At 49.3% G+C, this 24,647-nt stretch carries 19 protein-coding genes; 13 read left to right on the forward strand and 6 right to left on the reverse strand.

What is annotated here, in order from left to right; genetic code table 11:
• Positions 1-14 precede the first annotated feature (14 nt).
• From C5O22_RS05675 to C5O22_RS05690, 4 genes are all read left to right on the forward strand, one after another.
• Entirely contained in the window at positions 15-821 is an 807-nt protein-coding gene (locus tag C5O22_RS05675; protein ID WP_132780235.1) for a hypothetical protein, read from the forward strand.
• A gap of 2 nt (positions 822-823) precedes the next feature.
• Positions 824-1,591: a LamG domain-containing protein gene (locus C5O22_RS05680; RefSeq protein WP_132780236.1), complete on the forward strand. Its 768-nt coding sequence runs from the start codon at positions 824-826 to the stop codon at positions 1,589-1,591.
• 11 nt (positions 1,592-1,602) lie between these two features.
• Positions 1,603-2,616 carry a diguanylate cyclase gene (locus tag C5O22_RS05685; protein ID WP_132780237.1) on the forward strand — a complete coding sequence of 338 codons (1,014 nt, stop codon included), beginning with the start codon at positions 1,603-1,605 and terminating at the stop codon, positions 2,614-2,616.
• Positions 2,617-2,801: 185 nt separating this feature from the next.
• Positions 2,802-5,462 carry a glycosyltransferase family 2 protein gene (locus C5O22_RS05690; RefSeq protein WP_165910421.1) on the forward strand — a complete coding sequence of 887 codons (2,661 nt, stop codon included), beginning with the start codon at positions 2,802-2,804 and terminating at the stop codon, positions 5,460-5,462.
• A 433-nt stretch (positions 5,463-5,895) separates the two neighbouring features.
• On the opposite strand, the gene rsgA is transcribed toward C5O22_RS05690, so the two are convergent.
• The 5 genes from rsgA to C5O22_RS05715 all read right to left on the reverse strand — a co-directional run bounded on the left by rsgA (position 5,896) and on the right by C5O22_RS05715 (position 10,416).
• A complete protein-coding gene (gene rsgA / locus C5O22_RS05695) occupies positions 5,896-7,191 on the reverse strand; it encodes a GTPase RsgA (RefSeq protein ID WP_165910422.1) in 1,296 nt (431 codons plus the stop codon).
• A gap of 484 nt (positions 7,192-7,675) precedes the next feature.
• Positions 7,676-8,263, reverse strand: a complete 588-nt coding sequence (locus tag C5O22_RS05700) for a hypothetical protein (protein WP_132780240.1) — start codon at positions 8,261-8,263, stop codon at positions 7,676-7,678.
• Positions 8,260-8,607, reverse strand: coding sequence for a winged helix-turn-helix domain-containing protein (locus C5O22_RS05705; protein ID WP_132780241.1), 348 nt, complete (start codon positions 8,605-8,607; stop codon positions 8,260-8,262). Before C5O22_RS05705 ends, C5O22_RS05700 begins: the two co-directional genes overlap by 4 nt.
• Positions 8,579-9,178, reverse strand: a complete 600-nt coding sequence (locus C5O22_RS05710) for a hypothetical protein (protein ID WP_132780242.1) — start codon at positions 9,176-9,178, stop codon at positions 8,579-8,581. The genes C5O22_RS05705 and C5O22_RS05710 overlap by 29 nt, the downstream gene beginning before the upstream one ends.
• Positions 9,179-9,441: 263 nt before the next feature.
• Complete coding sequence (locus C5O22_RS05715) at positions 9,442-10,416, reverse strand: hypothetical protein (RefSeq protein WP_132780243.1); 975 nt, start codon at positions 10,414-10,416, stop codon at positions 9,442-9,444.
• Positions 10,417-10,693: 277 nt separating this feature from the next.
• Here C5O22_RS05715 and C5O22_RS05720 point away from each other — a divergent pair, with 277 nt between their 5' ends.
• Positions 10,694-13,435, forward strand: a complete 2,742-nt coding sequence (locus tag C5O22_RS05720; protein ID WP_132780244.1) for a DUF3160 domain-containing protein — start codon at positions 10,694-10,696, stop codon at positions 13,433-13,435.
• A gap of 22 nt (positions 13,436-13,457) precedes the next feature.
• Positions 13,458-14,423 (forward strand): AmmeMemoRadiSam system protein B, encoded by a 966-nt coding sequence (gene amrB / locus C5O22_RS05725; protein WP_165910423.1) that lies wholly within the window; start codon positions 13,458-13,460, stop codon positions 14,421-14,423.
• A 134-nt stretch (positions 14,424-14,557) separates the two neighbouring features.
• Here the strand turns inward: amrB and C5O22_RS05730 are convergent, their stop codons facing one another.
• A complete protein-coding gene (locus tag C5O22_RS05730; protein ID WP_165910424.1) occupies positions 14,558-15,226 on the reverse strand; it encodes an AMMECR1 domain-containing protein in 669 nt (222 codons plus the stop codon).
• Positions 15,227-15,551: 325 nt separating this feature from the next.
• Between C5O22_RS05730 and C5O22_RS05735 the strand changes: the two genes are divergently transcribed.
• From C5O22_RS05735 to C5O22_RS05765, 7 genes are all read left to right on the forward strand, one after another.
• The gene (locus tag C5O22_RS05735) at positions 15,552-17,912 is read left to right on the forward strand and encodes a heavy metal translocating P-type ATPase (protein WP_132780247.1); all 2,361 of its coding nucleotides are present in this window, start codon (positions 15,552-15,554) and stop codon (positions 17,910-17,912) included.
• A gap of 364 nt (positions 17,913-18,276) precedes the next feature.
• Positions 18,277-19,107 (forward strand): coiled-coil domain-containing protein, encoded by an 831-nt coding sequence (locus tag C5O22_RS05740; protein ID WP_132780248.1) that lies wholly within the window; start codon positions 18,277-18,279, stop codon positions 19,105-19,107.
• Positions 19,100-19,660: a hypothetical protein gene (locus C5O22_RS05745; RefSeq protein WP_132780249.1), complete on the forward strand. Its 561-nt coding sequence runs from the start codon at positions 19,100-19,102 to the stop codon at positions 19,658-19,660. Before C5O22_RS05740 ends, C5O22_RS05745 begins: the two co-directional genes overlap by 8 nt.
• A 9-nt stretch (positions 19,661-19,669) precedes the next feature.
• Positions 19,670-22,006, forward strand: coding sequence for a chemotaxis protein CheA (locus C5O22_RS05750; protein WP_132780250.1), 2,337 nt, complete (start codon positions 19,670-19,672; stop codon positions 22,004-22,006).
• 12 nt (positions 22,007-22,018) lie between these two features.
• Positions 22,019-22,390, forward strand: coding sequence for a response regulator (locus tag C5O22_RS05755; protein WP_132780251.1), 372 nt, complete (start codon positions 22,019-22,021; stop codon positions 22,388-22,390).
• A 13-nt stretch (positions 22,391-22,403) separates the two neighbouring features.
• A complete protein-coding gene (locus tag C5O22_RS05760; RefSeq protein WP_132780252.1) occupies positions 22,404-22,889 on the forward strand; it encodes a chemotaxis protein CheW in 486 nt (161 codons plus the stop codon).
• An 11-nt stretch (positions 22,890-22,900) separates the two neighbouring features.
• The gene (locus tag C5O22_RS05765; RefSeq protein WP_132780253.1) at positions 22,901-24,625 is read left to right on the forward strand and encodes a HAMP domain-containing methyl-accepting chemotaxis protein; all 1,725 of its coding nucleotides are present in this window, start codon (positions 22,901-22,903) and stop codon (positions 24,623-24,625) included.
• Positions 24,626-24,647: the final 22 nt, after the last annotated feature.

Genomic DNA, 24,647 nt, shown 5'->3' on the forward strand with positions numbered 1-24,647 from the left:
TTATAGTATATTTTATGTTGCGTCGTTTCTTTTTTATAGTAACCCTAGGAAGCCTTATTGCGATCACCGCGATGGCCCAGAATCCCTATCGGCTGTATTCATTTTTCTCTTTTGATATCGCACCGGCCGATGCTACGTCGTATTTTACAACGGACCAGTCTTTTTCATTTCCCCTCCTATCCAATCTTTCGCTGGTTGCCGCAGGGGAATGGAAAAGTCCTTTAAGTGAGGCCTTCTTTACAGCCCCCTCCCGTTTTGGACTCCGGGGCGGAGCGGTGTATGTTTTCCCCGATACGGGAATCTACATCGATGGCCTTATAGGATGGATCCGGTACAATAAGCAAGACCTGCTTTCGCAGAACACCTTCTCCACCGATAGTATTTTCTACGAACTCGGCTTTAACTGGGAAACCTCCTACCTTTACGTGGGAATCCGTGAACGGCTTTTAACATCTCCTCATTCAATAACTTCTATCTCCCATCTCCTTATTCAATGGTATCCGTTAGAATACTGGACCGTGTCGTTGGGAGGAAGCCTGGGAATAGAAAACGATGTGCCCCTTACGCCGGGGGTGCGGGGAGAGGTTATCGTGCCCTTGTTGAAAGAACCTTTGATACTTCGAATAGGTCCTGGAATCATCTTTGAACGCTTCTACGATGAGGAAGCACCCATAGTGGATGGACAAGAGCTTATCCTGCAGGGAAGTCTGTTTATTCAATTCCCCCGCTGGCCCCAATTCAAGATTACCCTTGGTACCCATTACGGTGATAGGAATAAAGATGTCCTGACCCTTCAATTGTTGATAACAAGCCTTTTCTAGCCATGGTTCCACGGGTTTTAGTTCTTTTTTTGTCCCTGGGGATGATGGCCTGTACTTCCGTAAATTCGACGGTAGCGATAGATCCCTCTTACTCTGCTCCCTTTCGCTGGTCCGGGTATTCCTGGAGGGTTAAGTACAGCGATACCCCGACGGCTCCGCGGGATAATCGCTTTGGACGACTGGGAACCACGGTGTTCATCGATACTTCAAGTGGGGACCTGGTGCTCAAAATCCAGAAAATTGATTCCCTGTGGTATGCGTCAGAGGTAGTCCTTACCCGTTCCTTAGGCTATGGGGAATACCAATTTCGAATCGCAAGTAATATTGACCAGCTTGACCACCGGGCAGTACTGGGACTTTTTACCTGGGATCCCACCTTCTCCGATCCTTACCACCGGGAAATAGACATTGAGTTCTCCCGCTGGGGAGATAAAAACGCATCCACCAATGCCCAATACGTGGTGCAGCCCTTTGAAGTTCCCGGCAATCGGCATAGCTTTGTCTTTTCTTTATCCGATGGGACCTATTCTACCCATAGCATCCGCTGGGACCCCCACGCAATTCGTTTTACAAGCTGGCATGGACATGGGGAGCGTCCTCCAGATAATAGCCCCCTCATCATGCAGGATTGGACCTACCAGGGGACATACATACCCCAGCCAGGAAACGAACAGATTCGAATAAACCTCTATTTGCTTGACAGTAGCGATGTTCCAGCCGATGCTATAGAAGTACGAGTCAGTTCCTTTACCTATATACCTTTACCTTAATAAAGAAAACAATGTCGGTGCACAAGGATACGTATAACGAGACAGAGGAACTAAAAAAACAAATCGAGACTCTTGAACGGGTGAATGAAGCCCTCATGGAGTCTATCAAACTCCTGGAAGAGAAGGTGATTCATTGCCCCCTTACGGGCCTGTATAACGAGGAATTCTTTCAACGATATATTCAAGATATTTTAAATGCCTGTCTTTCCACTAAAAGAAATGGAACTTTGCTCTTTATTTCCATAGACCATTTTGGGGAAATTAATCTTCACTATGGATCCGATGCGGCGGACGAAACATTAAAAAAATATGCGGCCTATCTTACCAATCAGGTCCCACAGGGAAGCATCCTTTTTCGTTTAAATGGGGCCCTCTTTGCCTGCTATATCCCTGACATGGTCCGGGAGGGTGCCCTGGAAATAGCAGAAAAAATTAGAACGGCCACCGCCTCGGCAGATATTTTTGTATGCTATATTACCGTTTCCATTGGGGTAATTCTTCTGGATGAACTTTTTATATATGAAGATTTAAACCCAGAAGCCCTTGTCGATTTTGTTATTGACGCGGGGAAACAGCGACTGAACATAGCAAAAAAACGGGGGTCTAATCAGGTCTGTGCTGAAAGTGATCTTAAAATAACAGAAAAGTCAAAGGCGGTTATCTTGCTTGCCGATGCCAACACATTCCGACTCGAGATGCTTGCGGATCTCTTAGAAAGCGAGCAATTCTCCATCCTAAAAGCCCATAGTGGAGATGAAGCGCTATCATTAATCATCAACAACGAGTTAGATCTTATCCTGGCAGATCTTTCCTTACCAGGAATGAATGCTATAGAAATAAAACAACAAATAAACCACTACTCCCGATTGGTAGGGATTCCCTTTGTACTCATCACCGATAAAAAACGGGTTGAAATTTTAAAACAGGCCTATGCCCAGGGAATACTCATCGTCCTGGAACGGCCCCTCTTTCTCGAAGAACTTCTTGCTATTGTTTCGAATTTCAGTAAAACCAAGGTGGTGTAACAATGGCAGAAACACTAGGATTTTTTTTCGGGATTTCCCTGGTTTTTGCTTTCATAATTCTTCTGCTTAGTAAATTGAGAACCCGTAAAGAACTAAGAACAATACAAAAAATAAGAGAGGCATTCAAGAAATATATAAAAGAGGGAATAACTCCAGACCCATTTCAGTTCCCCATTGAGATATTTTTGCGAGAAGTAGTGCGTATTAATGAAGAAATTCAACTTGATGCTGCTTATTTTGACTATCTGTATAACCGGCTGGGTAAAAAGTGGATGACCCGTTTACAAAAAACATTAAAAAATACAAAACCATACAAACGAATTGAAGCGGCTATTTTCCTCAGTCTTTTTACCAGAGAAGAAAACATCGTTGCCATTGGGAATCAGCTTCAACATGAGAAGATTCCTTATGTACAATTACAGCTTGCCTATTCTTTAGTTCAGCTTAAGGCAACTTCCTATATACCAACAATTATTGCGCTTATGAAAAACAAAGAAGAATGGCTTTCCTACCGGATTGCAGAAATTCTTTTAGGTTTTGGCCAGAGTCTTGAAGGGTATCTTCTTGAACAATGCCGAACAAAACCACTCCTTTCAAAAGAAGAGATCATCCTTCTTTGTGTTTTTCTCAGGCGTTTTCCGCAACCTGAGTTATTGGAACACCTGGTGTTACTTTTAAATAGCTCCTTTTCAGCGAGCCTTATAGTAGGCGAAGTACTTTTACAGCATTATCCCTATATTCTTTGCGATAATATGTATTTACAACACCCTAATCACGTAATCCGTTCTCTTGCTTATGAAGCACTTGGAACAAGAGATAATCTTAAAACACTGTTTCATCTTATTAAAGTATCGGGAGATCCCTATATTACCGATGGAGTAACCAGGGGATTACAAAAACTTATATCAAAAAATAAAAAACATTTAGAACTTCTGTATACTACCTTTAACCGTTTTTATAGAAAATCCGAATCTCTAAAAAACAAGAATTCATTGCATCGCACTTTTACAACACTCGGAAAAGTATTACTCCCTGAATTGGAGTATTTTTTGTACGGAGGTTACGACCTAGAAGGATTGCTTTACTATGCATGCGAGTCAGAACAGCTCAGCGTACTTTCTTCGTTTTTAGATACAAACAAGAATCCTAAATATGAAGAACAAATACTACATACTATTAAAGAAATCCTGAAAAAAAATCCAGACTTCTTACAGATTATACAAAAACATTGTACCAATACTGAGTTACTTAAAAAGTTAGGGCTTGAAAAACTACCGGAACAATCTCGAGAACCTCCGCTCAAGCTGAGTAAAAGAGCTCGCTTGGTGCTTTTTATTCTGGGCATTGCCCTATTAACCGTTCCTTTTATAAGTTGGGCTTCTCTTTTCTTTACCCATTCATTCGAGATACAGAAGGCAAGCCAACTTTTTATTGAGAACTTTACCCGTGCAATGACCGGGTACTTCCTTATTCTCAACAGCATTTACCTTTTTCTGGTGCTTCTTTCCGGTATGAACATACAACGGCAATATAAAAACTGGCAGAGTATCCGTTCTAGTTTTCTCAGCCTGGAAAACATGTTACCTTCCGTGTCTATTCTTGCCCCAGCATTTAAAGAAGAACTAACCATTGTTGATAGTGTTCGTTCTTTACTTTCCCTTAATTATCCCAAATTCGAAGTCATTGTTATTTGCGATGGCTCCCCTGATAGAACCTTACAAAAACTGATTACCGCTTTTAATTTAGAACGGATTGAACGGGAAGCCATTACCGCTATACCGACCCGTCCCATCCGAGGCTTTTACGGAAGCAAGCAATATCCCTATCTCCTGGTAATCGATAAATTAAACGGAGGCAAAGCGGATAGTTTAAATGCGGGCATCAATTACGCTAAAAATGATTACCTCTGCTGTATTGATGCGGACTCGCTCCTCGAAAAAGATGCGTTACTCCGCATGATGCATCATATCATCAGCGCAGAAAAGGAAGTTCTCGCCTGTGGGGGAAACATTCTTCCCGTTAATGGCTGCAAGGTCCAGAGTGGGGCTATTAAAGAAATTCATATACCAAACAAGCTTCTGTCCCGTTTCCAAACTATAGAGTACCTCCGGGCTTTTCTCACCGGTCGTTTGGGCTGGGCCATGCTCGATGCCCTGGTAATCATTTCGGGAGCCTTTGGGGTATTTAGCCGAAAACGGGTATTGGAAATAAACGGATATCTTACAGGCTCCGCTTCCGGTAAGATGGATACGGTGGGGGAAGACATGGAACTGGTGGTTCGGCTGAGGCGCCATGCCCGTGAAAACAAGATACCCGCTACCGTAAGTTATTGTTACAACGCTAACTGCTGGACTGAGGTTCCCGAGGACTGGGGAAGTTTTTCTCGACAACGGGATCGCTGGCACCGGGGATTGCTGGAAATTCTTACCTTTCACTGGAAATGTCTTGGCCGTCCCCGTTATGGGGCGATGGGGCTTCTGGCCCTTCCCTACTTTTGGATTTTCGAGTGCATCGGTCCTTTTTTTGAGCTTTTTAGTCTGGTCACCGTGCTTATAGGGCTGGTCACTGGTTTCTTATCCTTTAAAGCCTTTAGTATCTTTTTCTCAGCTTCGGTTCTTTTGGGAACCACAATTTCAGTGATTTCTCTTGTTTTTACTGAAGCGCGAATTGCAACTATTCCTCTTCGGGAAACTCTACTATTGTTGTTATTTACCTTATTTGAAAATTTTGGCTACCGCCAACTGGTGGCAATTAAAAGAGTTCCTGCGTACTTTAAGCTTCTAATTGGCAAATCAGGATGGGGAGCTATTAAACGAAGGGGATTCACTCCAAGCACTAAGAACTAAACATTGACTAGCCCTTCAGAATAATGGAAGGCGGCCATACAAATAATTATGGTTATTAAAAGCAAAAATTTCCCTCACCACAAGGGGCCCTATAGGAAGACACCACAGATCTCCTGTCCGGGTTCTCACTTAAAGAGAACTTCGCAGCACCACCCCGCAATCCAAAAATAGCGTATCATCACTAAGCGGCAAAAGTAGATAAAAGAATGGTTCTCTTTCCGCCGCTCCTCCTCAGTGTATCGCCTATGATCCTTAGCCGGCCGCAAGGGCTGGCGGCCAAACCTGCAAGCGGCATGCCGCAAGGGCCGGGGCTTTGGTGCAAACCCCAGCCAAGCCCACATCTGCCACAGCCAAAGGCAGGCCTAGGCCCGGCCCAAGGGAGAGCCCCGCCATAGCCAAGCCCGAGGCCGTCCCGACCCGCGGCACCCCAACGCTAGCGCCGGCTTTTCTGCAGGCTTTTAGCAAATTTGGAGATCTGCTTCCAGCGGGCCTTTTCCGCCCGCAGGGCCTGGTCATCGAGCCGGCGGTCCAGCCAGGCCTGTTCCCGCTTAAGCTGCAGGTAGGAGCGGTAACGGCCCTCATCTAACTCACCAGAAGCCAGGGCAGCCTGGACCGCGCAGCCCGGCTCGCCTTCATGGCTGCAATCGGAGAAACGGCATTGGTCCGCTAGGCAGGCAATATCGGAAAAGCTCGCGGCCAGGTCATCCCCATCGGCCCATAGCTTTAATTCCCGGATTCCGGGACTATCAATGATGAGAAGCCCTGACGAAAGCCGGTAGAGCCGGCTTGAGGTAGTGGTATGCCGGCCCTTCCGGTCCGATTCCCGAACAGCCCCTTCCCGGGGTGCGGCTTCTTCGTCCAAGGGGCCTGTGCAGCCCAGGCCGGCCTCCGGGGTGCCCCAGGGCAGTTCTTCCATTGACGAGATGATCGCGCTGTCACCCCCCAAAGGTGCCGCCGCCAGAGGGGTGCCAGCCAAAGATGTGCCTGCCAAAGGGGCCGCAGCCAGAGGAGCGCCCGTAACAGAGCCTAAGGCCCCGATCAGGGCAGACTTCCCTACCCCGCTTTTACCAAGCACGCCCAGGGTTTCTCCGGCAGAGAAGTAACGGCTCAATTCTTCTAAGCCCTCTCCGGTTTTCGCACTGACCGCAACTACAGGACTCCCCGGAGCGGCCAGAGCAGCGGTAGCTAAAGCGTTCCGGCGCGTTTCAGCATCCGCCAGGTCCGCCTTATTAAGGACTATACAGACCCCGCAGCCAGCGCTTCGGGCAACCACGAGGGCCCGCTCAAGAAAGGTACGGAGAAAATTTCGGCCCCCGTCCAGGGCAAACACAAGGAGCAGCGTATCGATGTTGGCCGCCAGCACCTGTTCTTCCGTTTTATCCCCCGCCGCACCTCTGCTTAAAGCTGTTTGCCGAGGGAGCACCCGGTGGATCCGTAGGCCGTCTTCCTCAGGGTCGAGCAGCACCCAGTCTCCGGTAACAGGGTAATCAGCCCCGCCTGTGGTCCGGAACGCAAAAGCACCGCTTACCCGTATGTTGCGGTACAGACCCGCCGTACAAGCAGACGCGAGCATCAGATTTTCATCAATATAATGGGGTACAACCACATCATATTGATGATATTCCCGCCGGATAATGCGGCCGGGAATGTATTTTCTACCATCTTCCTGGCATGCGGATTGCCAGAAGCCGTGAAATATACCCTTCCACCCCCAGGTTTCAGGATTCATTGTGGTATACAATTGTGTTGGTCCTTTAGTCAATTTCAAAAAATTGATGAACGTAATTTCTGCATGACCGCTGGCATTAGGTTCGCTGCAAGTACTGCGGGAGCGACAGGCGCTCCATACACCGCGCATGCAATTCACGGATCAAACAGAACCGAATGTAATTATTGTGGGTTAAAAAAAGCGAGAGGATGAGCGGAAAAGATAGGATTTAGAAACTAATTTTTTTAGAGCGAGCGCAAAACAGGCGCAGACAATATACAAGCAGGAAATGAGCGATAGTTCCTATCCTATCCGCGGCTCTGAACCTCTGCATATGTGCGGACAATCACCATTACACACCTCCTCGTTGTAGTGTGGTATTATTAGATACCTTACCAGGGCTCGCGGGAACTGTCAAGGAAGGGCGGAGCCTAGAAGACTAAGAGGAAGCTCCGCCCGTCGCCCCGCCCTGGCAGGCGAGCCCCACCCGCCAGGGCTCATTTCATCAATATAACCTCATTCCGCAGCTCAGTGCAAAACCGTTGAGATAGGGAGTCCCATTGATATCCTTGGTCAGGATGCCATTACTCCCTAGTTCGATATAGTACGAGCTCGGCCATGATGCGGTATCCAAGAAAAACTCAAACCCAAAATGCCCGTATCCGCCGAGGCGAAATAGCTCTGCATCAAAATCCGCATGGGAAAACACAAAGAGAAACCCGCCTTCGCCGTACAAACGGATCGCTGCAGTCTTCATAAAGGAGCCCCCCACAAGCCCAGCCCGCAAGCTGTAATAGGGCTGCCAATCGAAATTTTCCTTAAAAAGCACTGCCCCGCTCAGCCTGAGGGCACCATGATTCCAGAGGAACCAGGGGCTCGTCAGGGTGCCGCCTAAACCAAAATCATCCTCCCATTCGTGAATAGAAAACCCTACCGATAGGGCGCTGGTTTTGTTCAGCCCGCCACCTGTGGTTTCCGCAGCAGCGGGAGCGCCCACCCATAAAAGGGCTGCAAGCAAGACTGGCACAAGTGACCCGACACAGAAAGGCTGCGCAGGTTGTTTCATCAAGTTTTTCCTCTTATTCTTCATCATGTACTTCCTCCCGGAATTGATGAAAGTAATTCCGCCAGACGGCGGCTATATACCAGCAGAGCTTCCTTGCCCTGGTCGGTAATCCGATACAGGGTACTCGGCTTGCGGCCCCGAAACTGTTTGCGGTACTCCACATAGCCCGCTTCCTCGAGCTTCCTAAGATGACTCGCCAGATTCCCATCAGAAGCGCCAATCCTATCCCGCAGGTAGGTGAACTCCGCTTCCTCACAACCTGCCAATAAAGCCATAGCCGCAAGCCGAATCCGCGACGCAAAAAGTTCGTCCAGAGCTTCATAATGGTAGAGGTTCCAGGGCTTATCGGAATTGCTTTCGTTCTTTGACATAGAGGTATAAACCCGGCACCGCTTCGAATAAGAAAGCCCATATTCCCATACTCAAAGAAGCCCAGCAAGAGGGAATCCAGAACACCATAAACGCCTGAACCACCCAGGCCCCCGCAACAACTTTAAGGAGCACATAGGCTGTGAGAACGCTGCTTACCCAATAGCCTGTCGCCACAAGGAGACTAATGCAACACAATAGCTGCGGCAGGGACAAGCGGGCAGGGAATAACCATGAAAACATCCCTATACAGAAACAGAGGCCCAAAATAAATAGCCACAAATGACCAAACATTCGTTCCACCAGAACAGACTTTTTCTGCCTGCGCCGTATCAGGGCATAGTATCGAGCAACAAGCATAAAGCCCACCACAAAAACACCCAACCAGAGAGGCCCAATCAAACCATAGGAAGCTCTCCCCACCAAAAGGTACGTCAGCACCACCCCTACGGGGACCAGTGTGCCCCACACTACCGAAGGATACCCCGTGTAGATGAATGAACGCCGGGCTTCCTGAACCAACCTTTCGATCATATCAAGCCGTTCCTGGGGAGATAAACTCTGAGTTCCCATCGTAGCCTCCTCTGTAGCTTATATTCAATCATAGTGCAAAGTACTTTGTTTTTCAAAGTATTAAAACAAAAAATCAAAAATTTTTAAGACACCAACCCTAAAGGGGGAAGTCTCCCCCTCGCTCCGGCCGCCGCAGCCGCACCCACGGCGCGGCCTCTGGCGGCCTCCGCTACCCCCTCTGCGAGGGACACCCCCGCAACGCCCCCTTTTCCCGGACCATCGCTTTTCAACGGCCCGGGGATACAGAGCCGTCTACAGAGGAATCAGCTAGAGGCTTTTCCAAGCAGCCGTTTCATAATGTAGAGATCGGTTCCATTCATGGTTTCAAGATTTGCGGGCGTCATGTCTCCCGGAACCTTGGGACTAAACTCAAGGATCTTCGCCCACCATTGTTCCGCCGCCGGAATGTTTTCTTTTGCCAAACTCGCATTATACATCATCAGCATCGCCATGATGGTAACAGCGGGTTCTGAATCTCCCTTTGCCAGAATAGATTGGCAAATTTTTTCCGCATTTGCATCGTTAGCGGGATTCGCATCTTGAATGAACCGCTGGGCCAGAAACACCTTCTCAAAGGAACTCATCTTTTCTATTTCTTCCCAGGAAGGGTCCGGCTTATTCGTCAGAAATTCTGTATCCGCTACCTGGTCTCCCACCAAAATCATGAGCACCGAAGCGTTCGCATCCAGATCAATGATCTTTCCACCACCCCGCAGAATTTCTCCATCCTTTCCTAAGAGGGCATTACTCATAAAAACGAGAATTTTATCGCTCTTGATTGTCGCATCCTTACCCGGAGTAAAAACCCCAATCCGGATTTCAAGGGGGCTCTTGTTTTCGAAAAATTGCCCCACATACACCTGACGCACAAGCCCATCGGGAGCATTCACGGGCAATTCATCAATAAGATAGGATAACAACTCAAACTTTTTCTCCCGGGATAATTCCTCGTGTAACTTTAAGGAAGACAAAACCGATGAAAGAATTTTAGCTTTGCTCCACGCCGAACAGGAGAGGTACCGGGGATTGGACACAGGGAGGGTAACACTGAGAAATTCCTGGGACTGCAATTTGTCAGGATTCTCAGCGATTCCCCGAACAATTGGTTTGTCTCCTGAAGTCTGAGGAGAACCGTTTGAGGTTTCCGGAGTGCTCGCGCAGGAAAGGGCCAGAAAAACGATAGTTGCTAGAACCCCTGGGATACTCCACTTTTGTAGGGTCGTCAGATGTAAACGCATGATAACTCCTATTAAATGAGGGTAAAAAGTGTTACCCCAAGTGTAAACCTTATTCTGGGAAATTACTATCCTTTTTCTATTTTTTCAGCTTGACACAAAGAAAGAACTTTTTATTCTTAGAATTGGCTACAAAAGGATACACCGCTTGACAAAACAGTAAGGAAGATAGAATTCTTTGCATAGATCCTATCGCGGGGAAGTTTGTAAGGACCATCGGCGGAACACCCCAGAGGATCATCCCGGCCCTGCGTATATCTTCAAAAGGAGGTCTATTGGTATGAAAAAACTGGTGTGCCTATTTTTGGCGGTTCTCATCGCAGGTGCCGCCTGTAGCAACAAACCAAAAGGGAACGCTTCTTCGACGCAGAACCCTTCTGGAATTCAACAAGATGATATCTCAGACGATACCTCAGTTTCAGAGGATCCACCGGCGTCGGATAATCCCCTTGATCTTTTCCTGGAGGAACTTCCAGAACCACAGAGTAATTTCCAGCTTTCCCGCTTTACCAAAAGCTATCGGGGGAACGTACAACCCAATTTCCCTTCCCGGTATCTGAGTGAGCCCTTGGAATTCAAAGATATTCCCCTAAAGTCCCCCTTCCCGGGTAAAAAGATAGCCGTGGTAGGATATGACAGGGCGAAACTCTATGCCGATGTGTTCAAATCGGGGAAAAATAAGAATGCCTCGGTAAGTTCCTTGCAGGTGCTTACCAGCATCCCCATCGGAACGGTCATCCCTATTCTGGGGGAATACAAGGCCGCTCCCAGCGACGAAAACTATCAAAGTGATTTATATAATTTTGAAAAAGAATGGAACTATTTTTACCGGACCGAATACCAGGGAAAGGAGGGGGTCGTCTTTGGGGCGGACCTCATCCTGGGGGATAAAAAGCCAGAGGCGGATCTCATGCGGCTCTCCTATTACTACACCAAACCGACGGCTTCCCCGGCTTTTATCCGTACGGTCGGTATGAAAGAACTCGCCGCTGACCACGAACAGGTACTTCGGGAAAACTTCATCGCCTTTGCCGAAGCTCCTCCCTACCCCCTTGATCTTGAACACCCCGACGATCTCGTCAGCCTCTACCAACAGGCCTTTAACGAGCGTTCCCAGACTGTTTTTATTACCACAGACCTCTTAGTTCACAGCCTGCATCTTCTCTTTGATCGGATGCTCTCAGACACGGAAGATAGAATTTTCATCCCCCGTCTAAAGCATCTCCTGGAGGGGGCCCTCTCAGAAGTGAACAAGCGCATCGAGAAAGACACCAAGGAAGTGCCGGCCTATTCAGAGGCCCTTACCCTCGCAAAAAACTACCTTTTCCTCGCGAAGGCCCTCCTTGCCATGGCCCTGCCGCCGGTACCTAACGAATACCACCCCTCCGAACTTGAAGATAATCCCCTTTCTGAGAAGGACACCCAGAAAGCCATAGAAGCCCAGCTCCCCCCTTCTCTCCAGGAAGAATTCAGGCTTATCATGGAAGCCCAAGGATTTAGTCTTTCCCCCAATTTTGGCTACCGGGAAGACTACTCCCAGTTCATTCCCCGGGGACATTACACAAAAAGTACACGCCTTAAGGCATACTTTCGCACCATGATGTTCCTGGGAAGGATCAATTTCTATCTTGATTTTTCAACCCCCGAAGCGGCCAGGATCAGCAACCAATTGGGGCCCGCGGCGCTTATCCTTTGCCAGGCGCTCCAGGCCTCAGGGCCAAGGGGATCCCTTAAGGAACTGTGGCAGAGCCTCTTTGATCCCATTTCCTATCTTATTGGGGAAAGCGATGATCTTAACCTCTACGATATTGAAAAGGCGGAGCCCGCCATTGCCCGACTGGATATCCCCCAACTGTTCAAAACAGGAAAAATAGAGGAATACCTTAAGAACCTGGCAAAAAAACTCCGCTCTCCGCGCATTCAAGGGAACATTACCTTTGGGAACCCCAGCGGGGCCAATACCCCCAATTCGGGAGACCGCTTTGGGGAGCCCCCCCGGGGATGGCGCCTCTTTGGTCAACGCTTTGTGCTTGATTCTTCCTGGTTCGACCGACTAACGGGAGAATACCGGACCATGCCCAGCGGTCTTGATGTGGCCGCCAGTCTAGGTTCAAAAACGGCCTACGAGTTCCTTACCGCAACCCGGGAGAAGTTCCCCCCCTATGCTCAGGCCCTGGAGGATATCCGAAAAGAAGTGTCTACCATGAAGGAAGATGCCTGGTGGCAAACCTTTTACCTGGGCTATCTTGATACGGTACGGCGCATTCTGACGTTTGAACGGGGCGCGGGGTTCTACTTTACCCAGAAACCCCTGTGGAACATTAAGAGTCTGCAGAGCGGCCTTGCGGCCTGGGCAGAACTCAGGCACGACACAATCCTCTATGTGAAACAGAGCTATGCCGAAGCAGCCGGGGGGGACGGCATTGAAGCTACCTACCGAACCATCGATTTTCCCCGGCCGATTCACTACGTGGAACCCAATCTGCGCTTCTTCTATGACCTTACCAGTTTACTGGAACGCTCTCTCCCCCTCCTCAAAAAATACGAATTCCTTACCCCCCAATGGATGGGCAAGTTCGAAGCATTCCTGAATATTCTGGATAAACTCACCGTCATAGTAGAAAAGGAGGTGGTAAACAACCCCATTAGTGTCGATGAAAACGAGTACCTCGCCACCGTGCCTTTTCTTATCGCCCGGATAATCCGACCCGATGGAGATGTCGATACCGGAGACACAAGCAAATACCAGATGGCCATGGTGGCCGATGTGCATACCGATGGGGATAATGGCCAGGTTCTGGAAGTGGCCACCGGCAAGCCCTTTATGCTGTACGTGGCCCTGAATGATGGCCAGGGGGGCAAGCGCATCGCCGTTGGCTTTACCTACAGTTACTACGAGTTCCCCCATCCCATGAATGACCGCCTTACCGACGAAAAATGGAAGGCCTTTATCTACGGGAATCCTTCTAAAAAGGAACTGGAGGCAAAACGGCCCGAGTGGCTCCGGGGACTCATGCCCTGAGATAAGGGGGCCGTGCCTGTTCATGAGGGAAACGCCCTATGGTCAGAAAGAGGCCCCCCTCCTGAAGGGGGGGCGATGGTGGTTTGCGCTGCTTTGCATAGGCCTCAGCGCTTGCACCAGGGGAGAGCCAGTGGGGCTCCCCGCCGGGACGGTTTTCTGCTCCGGCCCAAAGCACCTGAGCGAAACCGCCCTCGATCAGGGAAAACTGCGCCGGGTCCTTCAGCCGCCCCCTATTCCGGGGGCCCAGTGGCTTTCTCCCGCAGAAAACAAACCAGCCCCCTATGGGGCTTTCCCCGTGGCGGGCATTACCAGCCATCACCTATTGGTTTCCTGGTACATCGATCGTTTTTTTGCGGATCTGAAGGAGCTTCGCAAGAAGCCGGCGCCCCCAATTCACACCTTTATCGTGGTATCGCCAAAACATTTTATGCAGGGAAAGGAACCAATCGCCCTCTCAAAGGTCCCCTGGGAAACAGGCCTTGGTAGGGTAACGGTTAACCTCTCCCTCGCAGAGGGCATACGCACATCCCTTGGCATACCCTGGGATCCCGACTCATTTGCAGGAGAACACGGGATAGGCATCCCCGTGGCTTTTATGACCAAGCATTTTCCCCGGGCCCGGATGGTCCCCATCGTTCTTACAACCCCCTCGTTTCGTATGGCGAACCTTACCACCCTGGCCGAGACTATTGGGCGGGAGATGGCCCGGGACCCGGGGATATTCCTCCTTATCTCGAGCGATTTTAGCCATCAAGGAAACCTGGAACTTACCCAACAGCGGGATGCCCAATCCCGGGAGGCCCTTACGTACTTAACCCCAGCGCGGGCCCTAAAGGTATGTTGCGACAACAATGCGGGGATGATCCTCCTTTCCCTGGTGTTAGAACAGCTACAGCGGGGAAAGTCCGTTATCGCCGCCCATACAAGTGGCTATGAGGTGGTGGGTATAACCGAGGACATCACCAGTTATTTTTTCTGTTATTTTTAGTCCCTCACAGGCTCAGCCTGAAAAGTCGTAGGGCCCTCACGTACCAGAAGTGAGGGGGCCCCCTGATATTCCCCAGCAGCGGCATCCATCAGAAATAATACCCCTCTCCCATTCCCCTAAGGGCGTGCCTGCTTTTACTCCCGTCGAGGGGCTTCCCCCTCTTCCTGCATAAAGGGCTCTTTCCACTCCTTAACCGATGCCCGATACAACACCACGCCCTTATCACGCCAGGCACCCTTCGGAAGCCCCTCCTTTTTGCAGAGAGCCTCCAGGTAGGCCCTTTTAGTCCAGCCATGTTCCCGGGCGAGGGATGGCTGCATCAGCACAGAACCCGCGGGATGTACCAGGTACACCAGTTCCTTCCCAAGGGAAAAATCCTCAGGCCCCTTCATAGGTACCAGGGGCCCCACAATACACACTTCAATGGCCAGGTCTGGCGCTTCTTCTTTACGCAAAGGCTCGTAGCGGGCATCGTGGAAAGCCGCATCCAGGGCCGCAAGGCGAGCCCCCAGCGCCAGGTCCCCCACCCCCTGGTAAAAGGCCTGGCAGCCCCGGGGCTTTCGGCCTGCCACAAAACGGACAATAATCCCCTGACGCTCGGCGGTGTAGGGATAATCCTCCCAGCGGGGGGGTGGCCCTTCCTGCCAGGCCTGCCATACCGCCGAACGGGCCTCCATTACCAGGTGTTGGAGAAGCCGCCGGTCTTCCCCAGAAAGGGGCGCCGGGCTCACGTCGGCGGCGACTTCCCCCGAACAGCCAGCCAGTAGCCCCATCAGCAAAAACACAGGGAGTGATAGGAACATCGCCCTTTTCCAAGCCCTCAGGACACTTCTCATAGGGGTATTGTACCACAAAAGAGCTTTCTATCTATCCGGTAAAAAGGTCTTCCTTCGCTCCTCTGAGTTTTTTTACTCATCCGAAGGGAAGGGTCTCCTCTTTTGAACGCCAGCCATCCTTATTCCTTATTGATTCTCTAAAGAATAAAAAGTATATTAAAAAAGCACTATATTAGCGGTGATGAAACGGGGGAAATCCCTTTTTTGATACCCACATTTTTACAGGGACAGAAGGATCCTTTAATTCCCCAGGGCTTGTCACCCTTTACTCAGAAGCAACGGAGGAACTCCTATGCACATACAACAATACGAAATTCAGGGGATGACCTGTAGCGCCTGCGCCCGGGCGATAGAGCGGGCCGTCAAAAAACTTCCAGGGGTCCAGGAAGGGGTTGTCAATTTTGCCAGTGAAAAACTCCTGGTCCAATTCGATGAAAGCAAGGTAAGCCCCGAAGCCATCATGACCGCCGTACAGAAAGCGGGCTATACCGCCAGCCTCCCCTCCGCCAGCGAGGATACCCACCAGGCAGCGAAGGATCGGGAACAGGCCAGTCTCCGGCGCCGCCTTATCGGGGCTGCTCTTTGTACGCTCCCCCTCCTCTATCTTGCCATGGGTCCCATGGTGGGTCTGCCGGTGCCGGCTATCTTCAACATAGAAAAAAATCCTCTTCCGGCCGCCCTAATCCAATTACTCCTGGTGGTACCGGTTCTTTTTGCGGGTCGTCGGTTTTATATCGATGGCTTTCGGGCCATAGTCCACGGGGGGCCCAACATGGACAGCCTCATTGCCCTAGGGACCAGCGCGGCCCTCCTGTATAGTCTCTACGAAACCATACGCCTTTTCCAGGGAGCCCATCATGGGAACCATGGACTGTACTATGAAACGGCGGCCACCATCATCACCTTGATCCTTTTAGGGAAAACCCTGGAAAACCGCTCCAAAGGCCGGGCAAGCGAGGCGATTAAGAAACTGATGCGGCTGCGTCCCAAGACAGCCCTCATCATCCGAGAGGGCCGGGAATTCGAGGTGCCCGTAGAATTCATTAACCCGGGGGACCGGGTTCTAGTAAAACCGGGAACCACTATCCCCGTCGACGGCATGGTTGTGGAAGGTTCCAGCAGCGTCGATGAATCGATGCTTACCGGCGAAAGCCTTCCCGTCGAAAAGGGCACGGGGAGCCCCGTGTATGGAGGAACCCTGAACAATCAGGGGATCCTTGTTATCGAAGCCACCAAAGTAGGCTCAGAAAGTCTTCTTTCCCAGATTATCCATCTGGTGGAAACCGCCCAGGGGTCCCGGGCCCCCATTGCCCGACTGGCGGACCAGGTATCGGGGGTCTTCGTACCCATAGTGGTGGCCATCGCCTTTCTTTCGGCCCTTGCCTGGTACCTGGCAGGACAGGATATCTTCTTTAGTCTTACCGTCCTTGTGGCGGTCCTGACTATCGCCTGTCCCTGCGCCCTGGGTCTCGCTACCCCCACGGCCATCATGGTGGGAAGCGGACGGGCCGCCGAATTGGGAATCCTCTTTAAATCAGGGGAAGCCCTGGAACGGGCCCACACTATCAATCTAGTCGCCCTGGACAAAACGGGCACCATAACCGAGGGGAAACCCCGGCTTACCGACCTGTGGACAGCCCCTCAAGAGAAAGGCCTTTTTGATACCACTGTCCCAGAATCCAACGGCAGACCTGCCCAGGGGCCGCTCCAGACGAGTTCCTCAGAGGGTTTTCTTACTGGAGAGGTCCCCGGATTTACGGAAAGCTGGTTGCTACGTCTTGCCGCCTCCCTTGAGAAAGCATCGGAACATCCCCTCGCCTCTGCCATTGTCCAGGCGGCTCAGGAACAAAAGCTCGAACTGCTGCCGGTTCAGGACGTACAGGCCTATCCGGGCAAGGGAATCGAGGGTACCGTCGAACACGATGCCGCGCCCCATACCCTCTTCGTGGGGAACCGGGTTTTTCTGGAAGAAAGGGGGGTCCACCAAAATGAAGCCTTTGCTGCAGGCATGTCCAAGGCCGAAACCCTGTATCAGGAAGGGAAAACGGTGCTCCATGTGGCCCTGGACGGTCAGTATCTGGGACTTCTCGCCGTAGCGGACACCCTGCGACCCACGAGTAAAGGGGCTATCGAACACCTTAAGGCGGCGGGCATTACCACCGTCCTCATAAGCGGAGACCATCAACATACCGCAGAGGCCATTGCAGCGCAGGTAGGGATTGAGCGGGTCTTTGCGGAGGTGCTCCCCCAGGATAAGGCCGCAATTGTCCAACAGCTAAAGGAAGAAGGGTTTCGGGTTGCCATGGTAGGAGATGGAATTAACGACGCACCGGCTCTGGCCAGCGCCGACGTGGGCATCGCCATTGGGGCCGGCACCGATATAGCCATGGAAAGCGCCGATATTGTGCTGGTACATAGCGATCCCCGGGATATTCTTACGGCGCTTCAGATTTCTCGGCGGGTTATGCGGACCATCAAACAAAACCTGTTCTGGGCCTTTGCGTACAACGTCCTGGGCATCCCCATTGCGGCGGGACTCCTCCATGTGTTTGGGGGTCCCCTCCTGAACCCCATGCTTGCCGCGGCGGCCATGTCCTTCAGTTCTGTCTCGGTGGTTCTCAATGCGCTCAGATTACGATACTATAGGGGATGAAGGCAGGCGAAAGAGGTAGCCTGAGCATCCCACCGTACTACTAAAATACTATCAAACAGACACCAAAACAGTCTCAATAACAACTCCGCACCTAACGGTGCGGAGTTGTTTTATCATCCCCATTCGACAATCATGACGTACCAATAGAGATTTTTTACATTCTGGAGATTTTGGATATTTCATTATTATACAGAATTTTATTGACAAATCAGAATATTTTACTAATCTTTTATATGTGCCCTTGCATATAGCTTAAGGAAGCACGGGATTAAGCGGCAAAGGGATAGAGGTCCGTTTTTTCTACATCCTGGGAAGATATCACAAGGGTTCCCAGGGTACGGAGATCTTTCCCGGGAGCTCGATTATGACAAAATATTACACCCTTTCACTTCTTTTCTGGCTTTCCATACTGGTAGTGGCAGGGTTTGTTGTGCTTGTTCGAGAAACGGCGCTTATGCTCATTCCGCTTGCAGGCGGAGCCCTGCTGTATTCTGCAAAACATTACAAAGAGCTCTCAGGCATACAAAATGTCCAGAAAACAGGGAAAATTCTTCTTTCCCGTTTTTTATCTGAAGAATATCAAGAGGCTGAACCGCACAACAAAGAAAAAGGGGCCGATGGATCTTTTTCATTAGTGTATCTTTGTGAACAAACCACCGGTCTCGTAGAAAAACTGAACCAGGAAAAGCAGGCCCTGCAGGATGAAATAGAGCTCTTACATAAAAAATATGCGGAACTTGAAAAGACATACCGTTCCCTGAGCGAACTGTGTCCCGTTCATCTTCCCCTCGACATAGGAGAAGAATGGCGAGAAATGATCTATACCAAATGGGGGAACGCTACTACCGAGGCCCTTCATAATCTGGAGCGACTTAAGAGTCTAAACGACCAAAACCAGAATTTCATAAAAGACGTGCAAAACGAGTTTGGGGCCCATCAGGAGGCATTCTCCCGTTTTTCCCGCGAATATCGTAGTAGCCTTGAAGAATACACCAGTCAAGCCCAAAAAATAGAAGAGAACATCCTCAACAAGCTAGAATATTCCGTCAAACGAATCGAAGATACCTTTGATCGATTCTATCAGGTAATGGATATCACCGAAAAAATAAAAATGATTTCCCTTAATTTTAAGCATCGAAGCTTCCCGCCTGCATGGGACCAATCCCTTTGTCCTCCTAGCCCGGGAATTGCGTAAACTTGCCCAGTCTACAGAAGAAACCCTGGGAAGCATCGGTCAATCCATCAGGGACACCCATGAGTTTATGCAGCGTAGTCAGAAGGAACAAAAAAAGGATCTCCTTTCTCTGGGAACCATTCTAGAGGAACTTCAAAAACTCATCTTCCGTTTTGAAGAAACTTCAGAAAAGCTTAACCAGTATATGCAAAAAGCGGTGAATCATATCGAACAAAACCAGGAAGAGCAGAAAAATATCCTTCTTCACTTTTTTACTACCCTCCAGAATCTGGCAATTGTAAAGGAAGAACTGGATCATCAGGCCCATTTCATCGATCTTTTTTTGAGGGAAGTAAATGACTACATGGAAAAATACTTCCGATTTAACCAGTCCTGTCCAGGCCCCAACTGCCCTCAACGGCGTAAGGTTTTAGAGGAACTTGCAAACCTTGCCACCACCGATGGGGAACGGACGATGGTGAACCGGCTTTTTAAAGAGATGCTCGGCGAAGATCGGGAAGCGCTTCATGGTACTCTTCCGGTGAATCATGAACAGTTTATCAGTTTTAACTAGGGACCTCCTATGAAAGACCCTACCACCGTTCTAATAGAAAAGATCCAGGAACTTACTACTTCTCTTTCTAGCTATGAACAGGGAGATCTTTTAGGCGCCGCGGATATCCAGGATAGAATTGGGCAGCTATGTACGTTTTTAGAGGGAAAGAAATCCCTCGAAAAGCTCCATAGTCTTGTGGCCCACATGCGTCCCCTGGCATGGGCCCTGGCACAACCCAGCTATGAAGAAGAAGCCCTCAGATTATTACAAGAACTGGTAGAGGGGCTTGAGCTTTTTATTACCGGCCGAATCTCAGGAAAATCCTATGGGGAGCGCATTCGTACCCAGGAACCTCTTATTCGTAAATATGAGAAACTATTCCGTACTACTCAATCTTCCAGAACAGAAAAAGGCAACGGTCATGTTCCTACGCCAGGGGAAGGAGGGATTCTTAACGGTTTTTCCGAAAAAGCGAGCACAACCCCAGAAATCGAAAAGACAAACACACCACCGTCAACAGCCCCATCATTCAGGACAGAAGAAAAACCCGTGAGACATGGAGAACCATCCTACCCTACCAATTACTTTGATGCCATCATCGAAGATCGCAAATTACTTGAACAGTTTCATACTGAAGCCCAGGAACACCTGGAAGAAGCCCAGGCTACGCTGGTGGAATTAGAGTACGATGGGACCAACAAAGAACTGTTACACACAATTTTCCGTAATTTTCATACTATTAAGGGATCCAGTGCCTTTTTAGGATTAAAAAACATCGAAGAAACCGCTCATAGCATCGAAGACCTTTTAGCCATCGTGCGGGATGGGAAACTTATCCTTACAAAGGAACTCATCGACATCATCTTCTTTGGGATGGAACTGCTTAAAAACCTGTTAGACATCATGGCCGCCCATGAATATCAAAATCGTTCTATGGTCTCATCCTTCAGGATGGTCAATATCTATCCCTACATCAGACTTCTTAAAAAGATAAAAGAAGAATATCGATACAAAAAAATTGGAGAAATTCTGGAAGAGGAAGGGAAAATTGCGCCTGCCATCCTTAAGGAAATCCTTAAAAAACAGGAGAGTAGCGAGAAAAAACTAGGCGAAATCATAATAGAAGAACAAGCCGCCCGACCAGAAGATGTAGTGGCGGCCCTTAAAAAACAGAGTGATATTGCAAACCGTCTTAAAAGAAGCGCCATCGTTAAAGTTTCCAACGAAAAACTTAATACCCTTATCGATATTGTTGGAGAGCTGGTCATTAACCAGTCGATGCTTAAACAGGAATTACGGCAACTCCATCTAACCGAAACGGCAGAACGAAGCATCAGCCAGCTTGAAACCATCACTACCACCATTAAAAACCTGGTTCTTTCCATGGGAATGGTGCCTATTGCAGAGATCTTTAATAAATTACGGGTTGTTGCCCGTAATACCGCAGAGGAACTGGGGAAAAATGTCTATCTTGAAGTGCGGGGAGAAGACACCGAACTCGATCGTAATGTCATCGAAACCATCTACGACCCCCTCCTGCATCTGATTCGCAACTCTATCGACCACGGCATCGAAGATGGTAAAACCCGGGAAGAGCGAGGGAAAAATCGTTTAGGGAAAATTATCCTGTCCGCTGAACACAAGGGAAGCGGTATCGAAATCATCGTTCAGGATGATGGACAGGGTATTGATCCTGAGCGGGTACTCCAAAAGGCGGTAGAAAAAGGGATCATTAAAAAAGAAGACACCGCAACACTAAGTGAACGGGACATTTACAACCTGCTATTCCTTCCAGGGTTTTCCACCGCCGACCAGGTGACCAGTGTATCAGGCCGTGGGGTCGGCCTTGATGTGGTTAAAAAGAATCTGGATAGCATCCATGGCCGGGTGGAGGTCCACTCTGAAATGGGGAAGGGAACCTGTTTTACCATAAAACTGCCCCTCACGCTGGCAATCATCGAAGGCTTTGTTACCCGGGTGGGAGACAATAAGTATGTGTTCCCCTTCTCGTCAATAGAAGAAATCAAGGTGGTACCACCAGAGGAACTGTATCTGAGCGAAAACAAAGAGGAAGCCATGATATTCCACCGGGGGATTCATATGCCGGTTATCTTTTCCCATCGGGTATTCCGGGAGCCCCAAAAGAACAGTAAAGAACAGCTTCTCACCCTTATATTCAATTTTGATCACTCCCATTACTGCGTGGTAGTAGATGAACTTATCGGCAAACAGGAAATCGTCATAAAAAGTATCAGTCAGAATATTCTTAAGGATTGTCGTTTTTTCTCAGGCGGAACCATCTTTGGAGATGGAAGTATCGGTTTTGTGGTCGACATGCAGGGTTTTTTGGAAGCCCTAAAATAGCAAGGAGGTCCCATGAAAAAGGCTATTCTTATTGCAGATGATTCAGACGTGATCCGGAGTATTGTAGAACAGACCCTCCGGCTTTATCACTATGAAAACATCATCACCGCCATAGATGGGCAGGATGCCCTGGAAAAAGCAAAGGCCCACCAGAATGAAATAGCCCTTTTTGTCTTCGATGTAAACATGCCCCGGATGGATGGTATCCAGCTTGTAGAAGAGGTGCGCAAGTTCGATACCACCACCCCTATCATCATGCTGACCACTGAAACTGACAAGGCCAAGATGATGGCTGCCCGAGAACGGGGCGCTACCGGGTGGATTATCAAACCCTTCCAGGGGGACAAATTCATCCGGGTAGTAGAAATGTACGTAAAATCTTAAAGGAGCATGCGGTATGGCAGGAACAACCAATAAATATCTCCTGTTTACCATAGAAAAAGAACGCTATGGTATCCCTATTGGGAAAGTGCAGGAGGTTATTCGGTACACCCCCATCACCCCTCTTCATGAAACAAGCCAGTTTTTAAAGGGGGTGATCAATCTGCGGGGTCGCATTATCCCCGTAATTGATATGCGTCTAAAATTTAATCTTCCCGAAAAGGCCTACACGGATCGCACCGTATTTATCATTGTAGAAATTCTGGGCACCCGGGAGGTAAGTCACATTGGTATCGCCGTTGATGCGGTCCAGGAGGTGGTAGATATTCCAGAGGATCTCATCAACCGGACGCCTGAGATCGGCTTTAAGTTCAAAAGCAAATATTTGCAGGGAATCGCCCAATTAAATGACCGGATGGTGATGATACTGAATCTGGATGCAATTCTTTCTACCGACGAGGTAGTAGAATTGCAACAAAACCTAACCGAGAAGGCTGGATAAGGAGGAAAAGGATGTTTGGGAAACTCAGTTTACGGGTAAAAATATTATTTGGCTACGGCCTGGTTATACTTATTGCCGCCATCATAGGAAGCATAGGATGGCTTGGCCTGGAAGGATTGGGAAAAGAAATCCATACTATGGGAGAAATTTCCATTCCTTCTATCGTAAATATAGAAACCATCGTGGTCCGGATGGAACGCATTAAAGTAGCCATTCGCACCCTCTGCTCCCCTTATGCAACACAAGAAGATATCCAGCGCCAATTTGACAACATTGAAAAAGCCCGCACCGAATACCGAGCCGCTCTGGCAGAATACGAAAAAGCTTCCAAGACACCGCAAGAAGAAAATCTTTACCGAGATATGCTACAAAAAATAGAAGCCTCTGCAAAAGAAAACAACGCGATCATCGAAGATGCCAAAAAGTTGTTACAGATGGATCAGGGGGCCGCCCGGGACCGGCTTATACAGGACATAAATCAGCGGGCCCTATCGGGGTCTAACCGAGAAGCCTTTGATGCTATGATAACCGCGGCAAATAAACTTCTTGAATATATAAAGACCTATTATGGGAAAGAACGGGTTAGCCAGAGCATCTCTCTTTCCGAGAGACTCATTCTCATCATTCAAGTAGCTCTAGTCACTGGCGTACTCCTGGCTATTACCCTTGGCCTTCTTATCACCAACTCCATTAGCCGTCCCATGAACAAGAGTAGCCGGGAACTTACCCTTTCGAGCGACAATCTGGAAGGAGCGGCGAACCAGATTGCGTCGGCCAGCCAGGAACTTTCAAGTGGGGCAAGCGAACTGGCAAGTTCCGTGGAAGAAATCACCAGTAGCATGGAAGAACTGCAGTCCATCATTGAAAGCAACACCAAGAGCGTAAACGAAGCGGAACTCCTCATGAAAGAAACCGCCAGTGCCGCCGCCGCAAGCAGCACCCGCACCGAAGAACTCCTTACCATGATGCAGGAAATCAGCGAAAACAGTCGCAAGGTGGTTAAGATTAACAAGGTTATCGACGACATTGCTTTCCAGACCTCTATCCTCGCCTTGAACGCGGCGGTAGAGGCCGCCCGGGCCGGTGAGGCGGGTCGGGGTTTCGCGGTGGTGGCAGACCAGGTAAAGGCCCTGGCGCAGAAAAGCGCCGAAGCCTCCAGCGAAACCAGCGAACTTATCGAAACCGTGGTTTCAAACATTGAAAAAGGAACCCAGCGGACCCAGGAAGTGACCACGGATGTAAAGAAAGTAAGCGAGGCCGCAAATAAAGTAAACATCCTGCTCGACGAAATTAACCGGGCCTTTAAAGAACAGAGTAAGGGAGCCAGCCAGGTAACCAAGGCCATTAGCCAGGTAAATACGGTGGTCCAGCAAACCGCCGCTTCCAGCGAAGAAACCGCCTCGGCAGGGGAAGAACTCCTTTCTCAGGTAGAACAATTGCGGAGTATTGTGGATACCCTGAACCGGATTACCAATGGGAGCAAAAAACAACAAAAGGAGGGGGGTGAAACAGAAGAGCCCCAGGGGAAAAGGGAGAAAAAATCCCTATCTCGCATAGGGGCTAACGGGAATACCCAGAGGAACAAATCGGCCCAGAACCTTACAAGAACCATTCACGAAGAACTAGAAAGTGTTCACCACGAAGGCCATGGTTCAGGAAATGGAAAGGAAACCGATGAGGTGGAACGGATTAGCCCTGAGAAGGTGATTCCTCTGGAAGATTTTAAGGACTTTTAAGGTGAACTACCCAGGGCCAGTA

Source organism: Treponema sp. J25 (genome assembly GCF_004343725.1).
GTDB lineage: Bacteria > Spirochaetota > Spirochaetia > Treponematales > Breznakiellaceae > J25.

Bases quoted from the DNA above. Each gene is read 5' to 3' on its own strand.
- C5O22_RS05675 (WP_132780235.1), top strand. From the start codon at position 15: ATGTTGCGTCGTTTCTTTTTTATAGTAACCCTAGGAAGCCTTATTGCG.
- C5O22_RS05680 (WP_132780236.1), top strand. From the start codon at position 824: ATGGTTCCACGGGTTTTAGTTCTTTTTTTGTCCCTGGGGATGATGGCC.
- C5O22_RS05685 (WP_132780237.1), top strand. From the start codon at position 1,603: ATGTCGGTGCACAAGGATACGTATAACGAGACAGAGGAACTAAAAAAA.
- rsgA (WP_165910422.1), bottom strand. From the start codon at position 7,191: ATGAATCCTGAAACCTGGGGGTGGAAGGGTATATTTCACGGCTTCTGG.
- C5O22_RS05700 (WP_132780240.1), bottom strand. From the start codon at position 8,263: ATGATGAAGAATAAGAGGAAAAACTTGATGAAACAACCTGCGCAGCCT.
- C5O22_RS05705 (WP_132780241.1), bottom strand. From the start codon at position 8,607: ATGTCAAAGAACGAAAGCAATTCCGATAAGCCCTGGAACCTCTACCAT.
- C5O22_RS05710 (WP_132780242.1), bottom strand. From the start codon at position 9,178: ATGGGAACTCAGAGTTTATCTCCCCAGGAACGGCTTGATATGATCGAA.
- C5O22_RS05715 (WP_132780243.1), bottom strand. From the start codon at position 10,416: ATGCGTTTACATCTGACGACCCTACAAAAGTGGAGTATCCCAGGGGTT.
- C5O22_RS05720 (WP_132780244.1), top strand. From the start codon at position 10,694: ATGAAAAAACTGGTGTGCCTATTTTTGGCGGTTCTCATCGCAGGTGCC.
- amrB (WP_165910423.1), top strand. From the start codon at position 13,458: ATGAGGGAAACGCCCTATGGTCAGAAAGAGGCCCCCCTCCTGAAGGGG.
- C5O22_RS05730 (WP_165910424.1), bottom strand. From the start codon at position 15,226: ATGTTCCTATCACTCCCTGTGTTTTTGCTGATGGGGCTACTGGCTGGC.
- C5O22_RS05735 (WP_132780247.1), top strand. From the start codon at position 15,552: ATGCACATACAACAATACGAAATTCAGGGGATGACCTGTAGCGCCTGC.
- C5O22_RS05740 (WP_132780248.1), top strand. From the start codon at position 18,277: ATGACAAAATATTACACCCTTTCACTTCTTTTCTGGCTTTCCATACTG.
- C5O22_RS05750 (WP_132780250.1), top strand. From the start codon at position 19,670: ATGAAAGACCCTACCACCGTTCTAATAGAAAAGATCCAGGAACTTACT.
- C5O22_RS05755 (WP_132780251.1), top strand. From the start codon at position 22,019: ATGAAAAAGGCTATTCTTATTGCAGATGATTCAGACGTGATCCGGAGT.
- C5O22_RS05760 (WP_132780252.1), top strand. From the start codon at position 22,404: ATGGCAGGAACAACCAATAAATATCTCCTGTTTACCATAGAAAAAGAA.
- C5O22_RS05765 (WP_132780253.1), top strand. From the start codon at position 22,901: ATGTTTGGGAAACTCAGTTTACGGGTAAAAATATTATTTGGCTACGGC.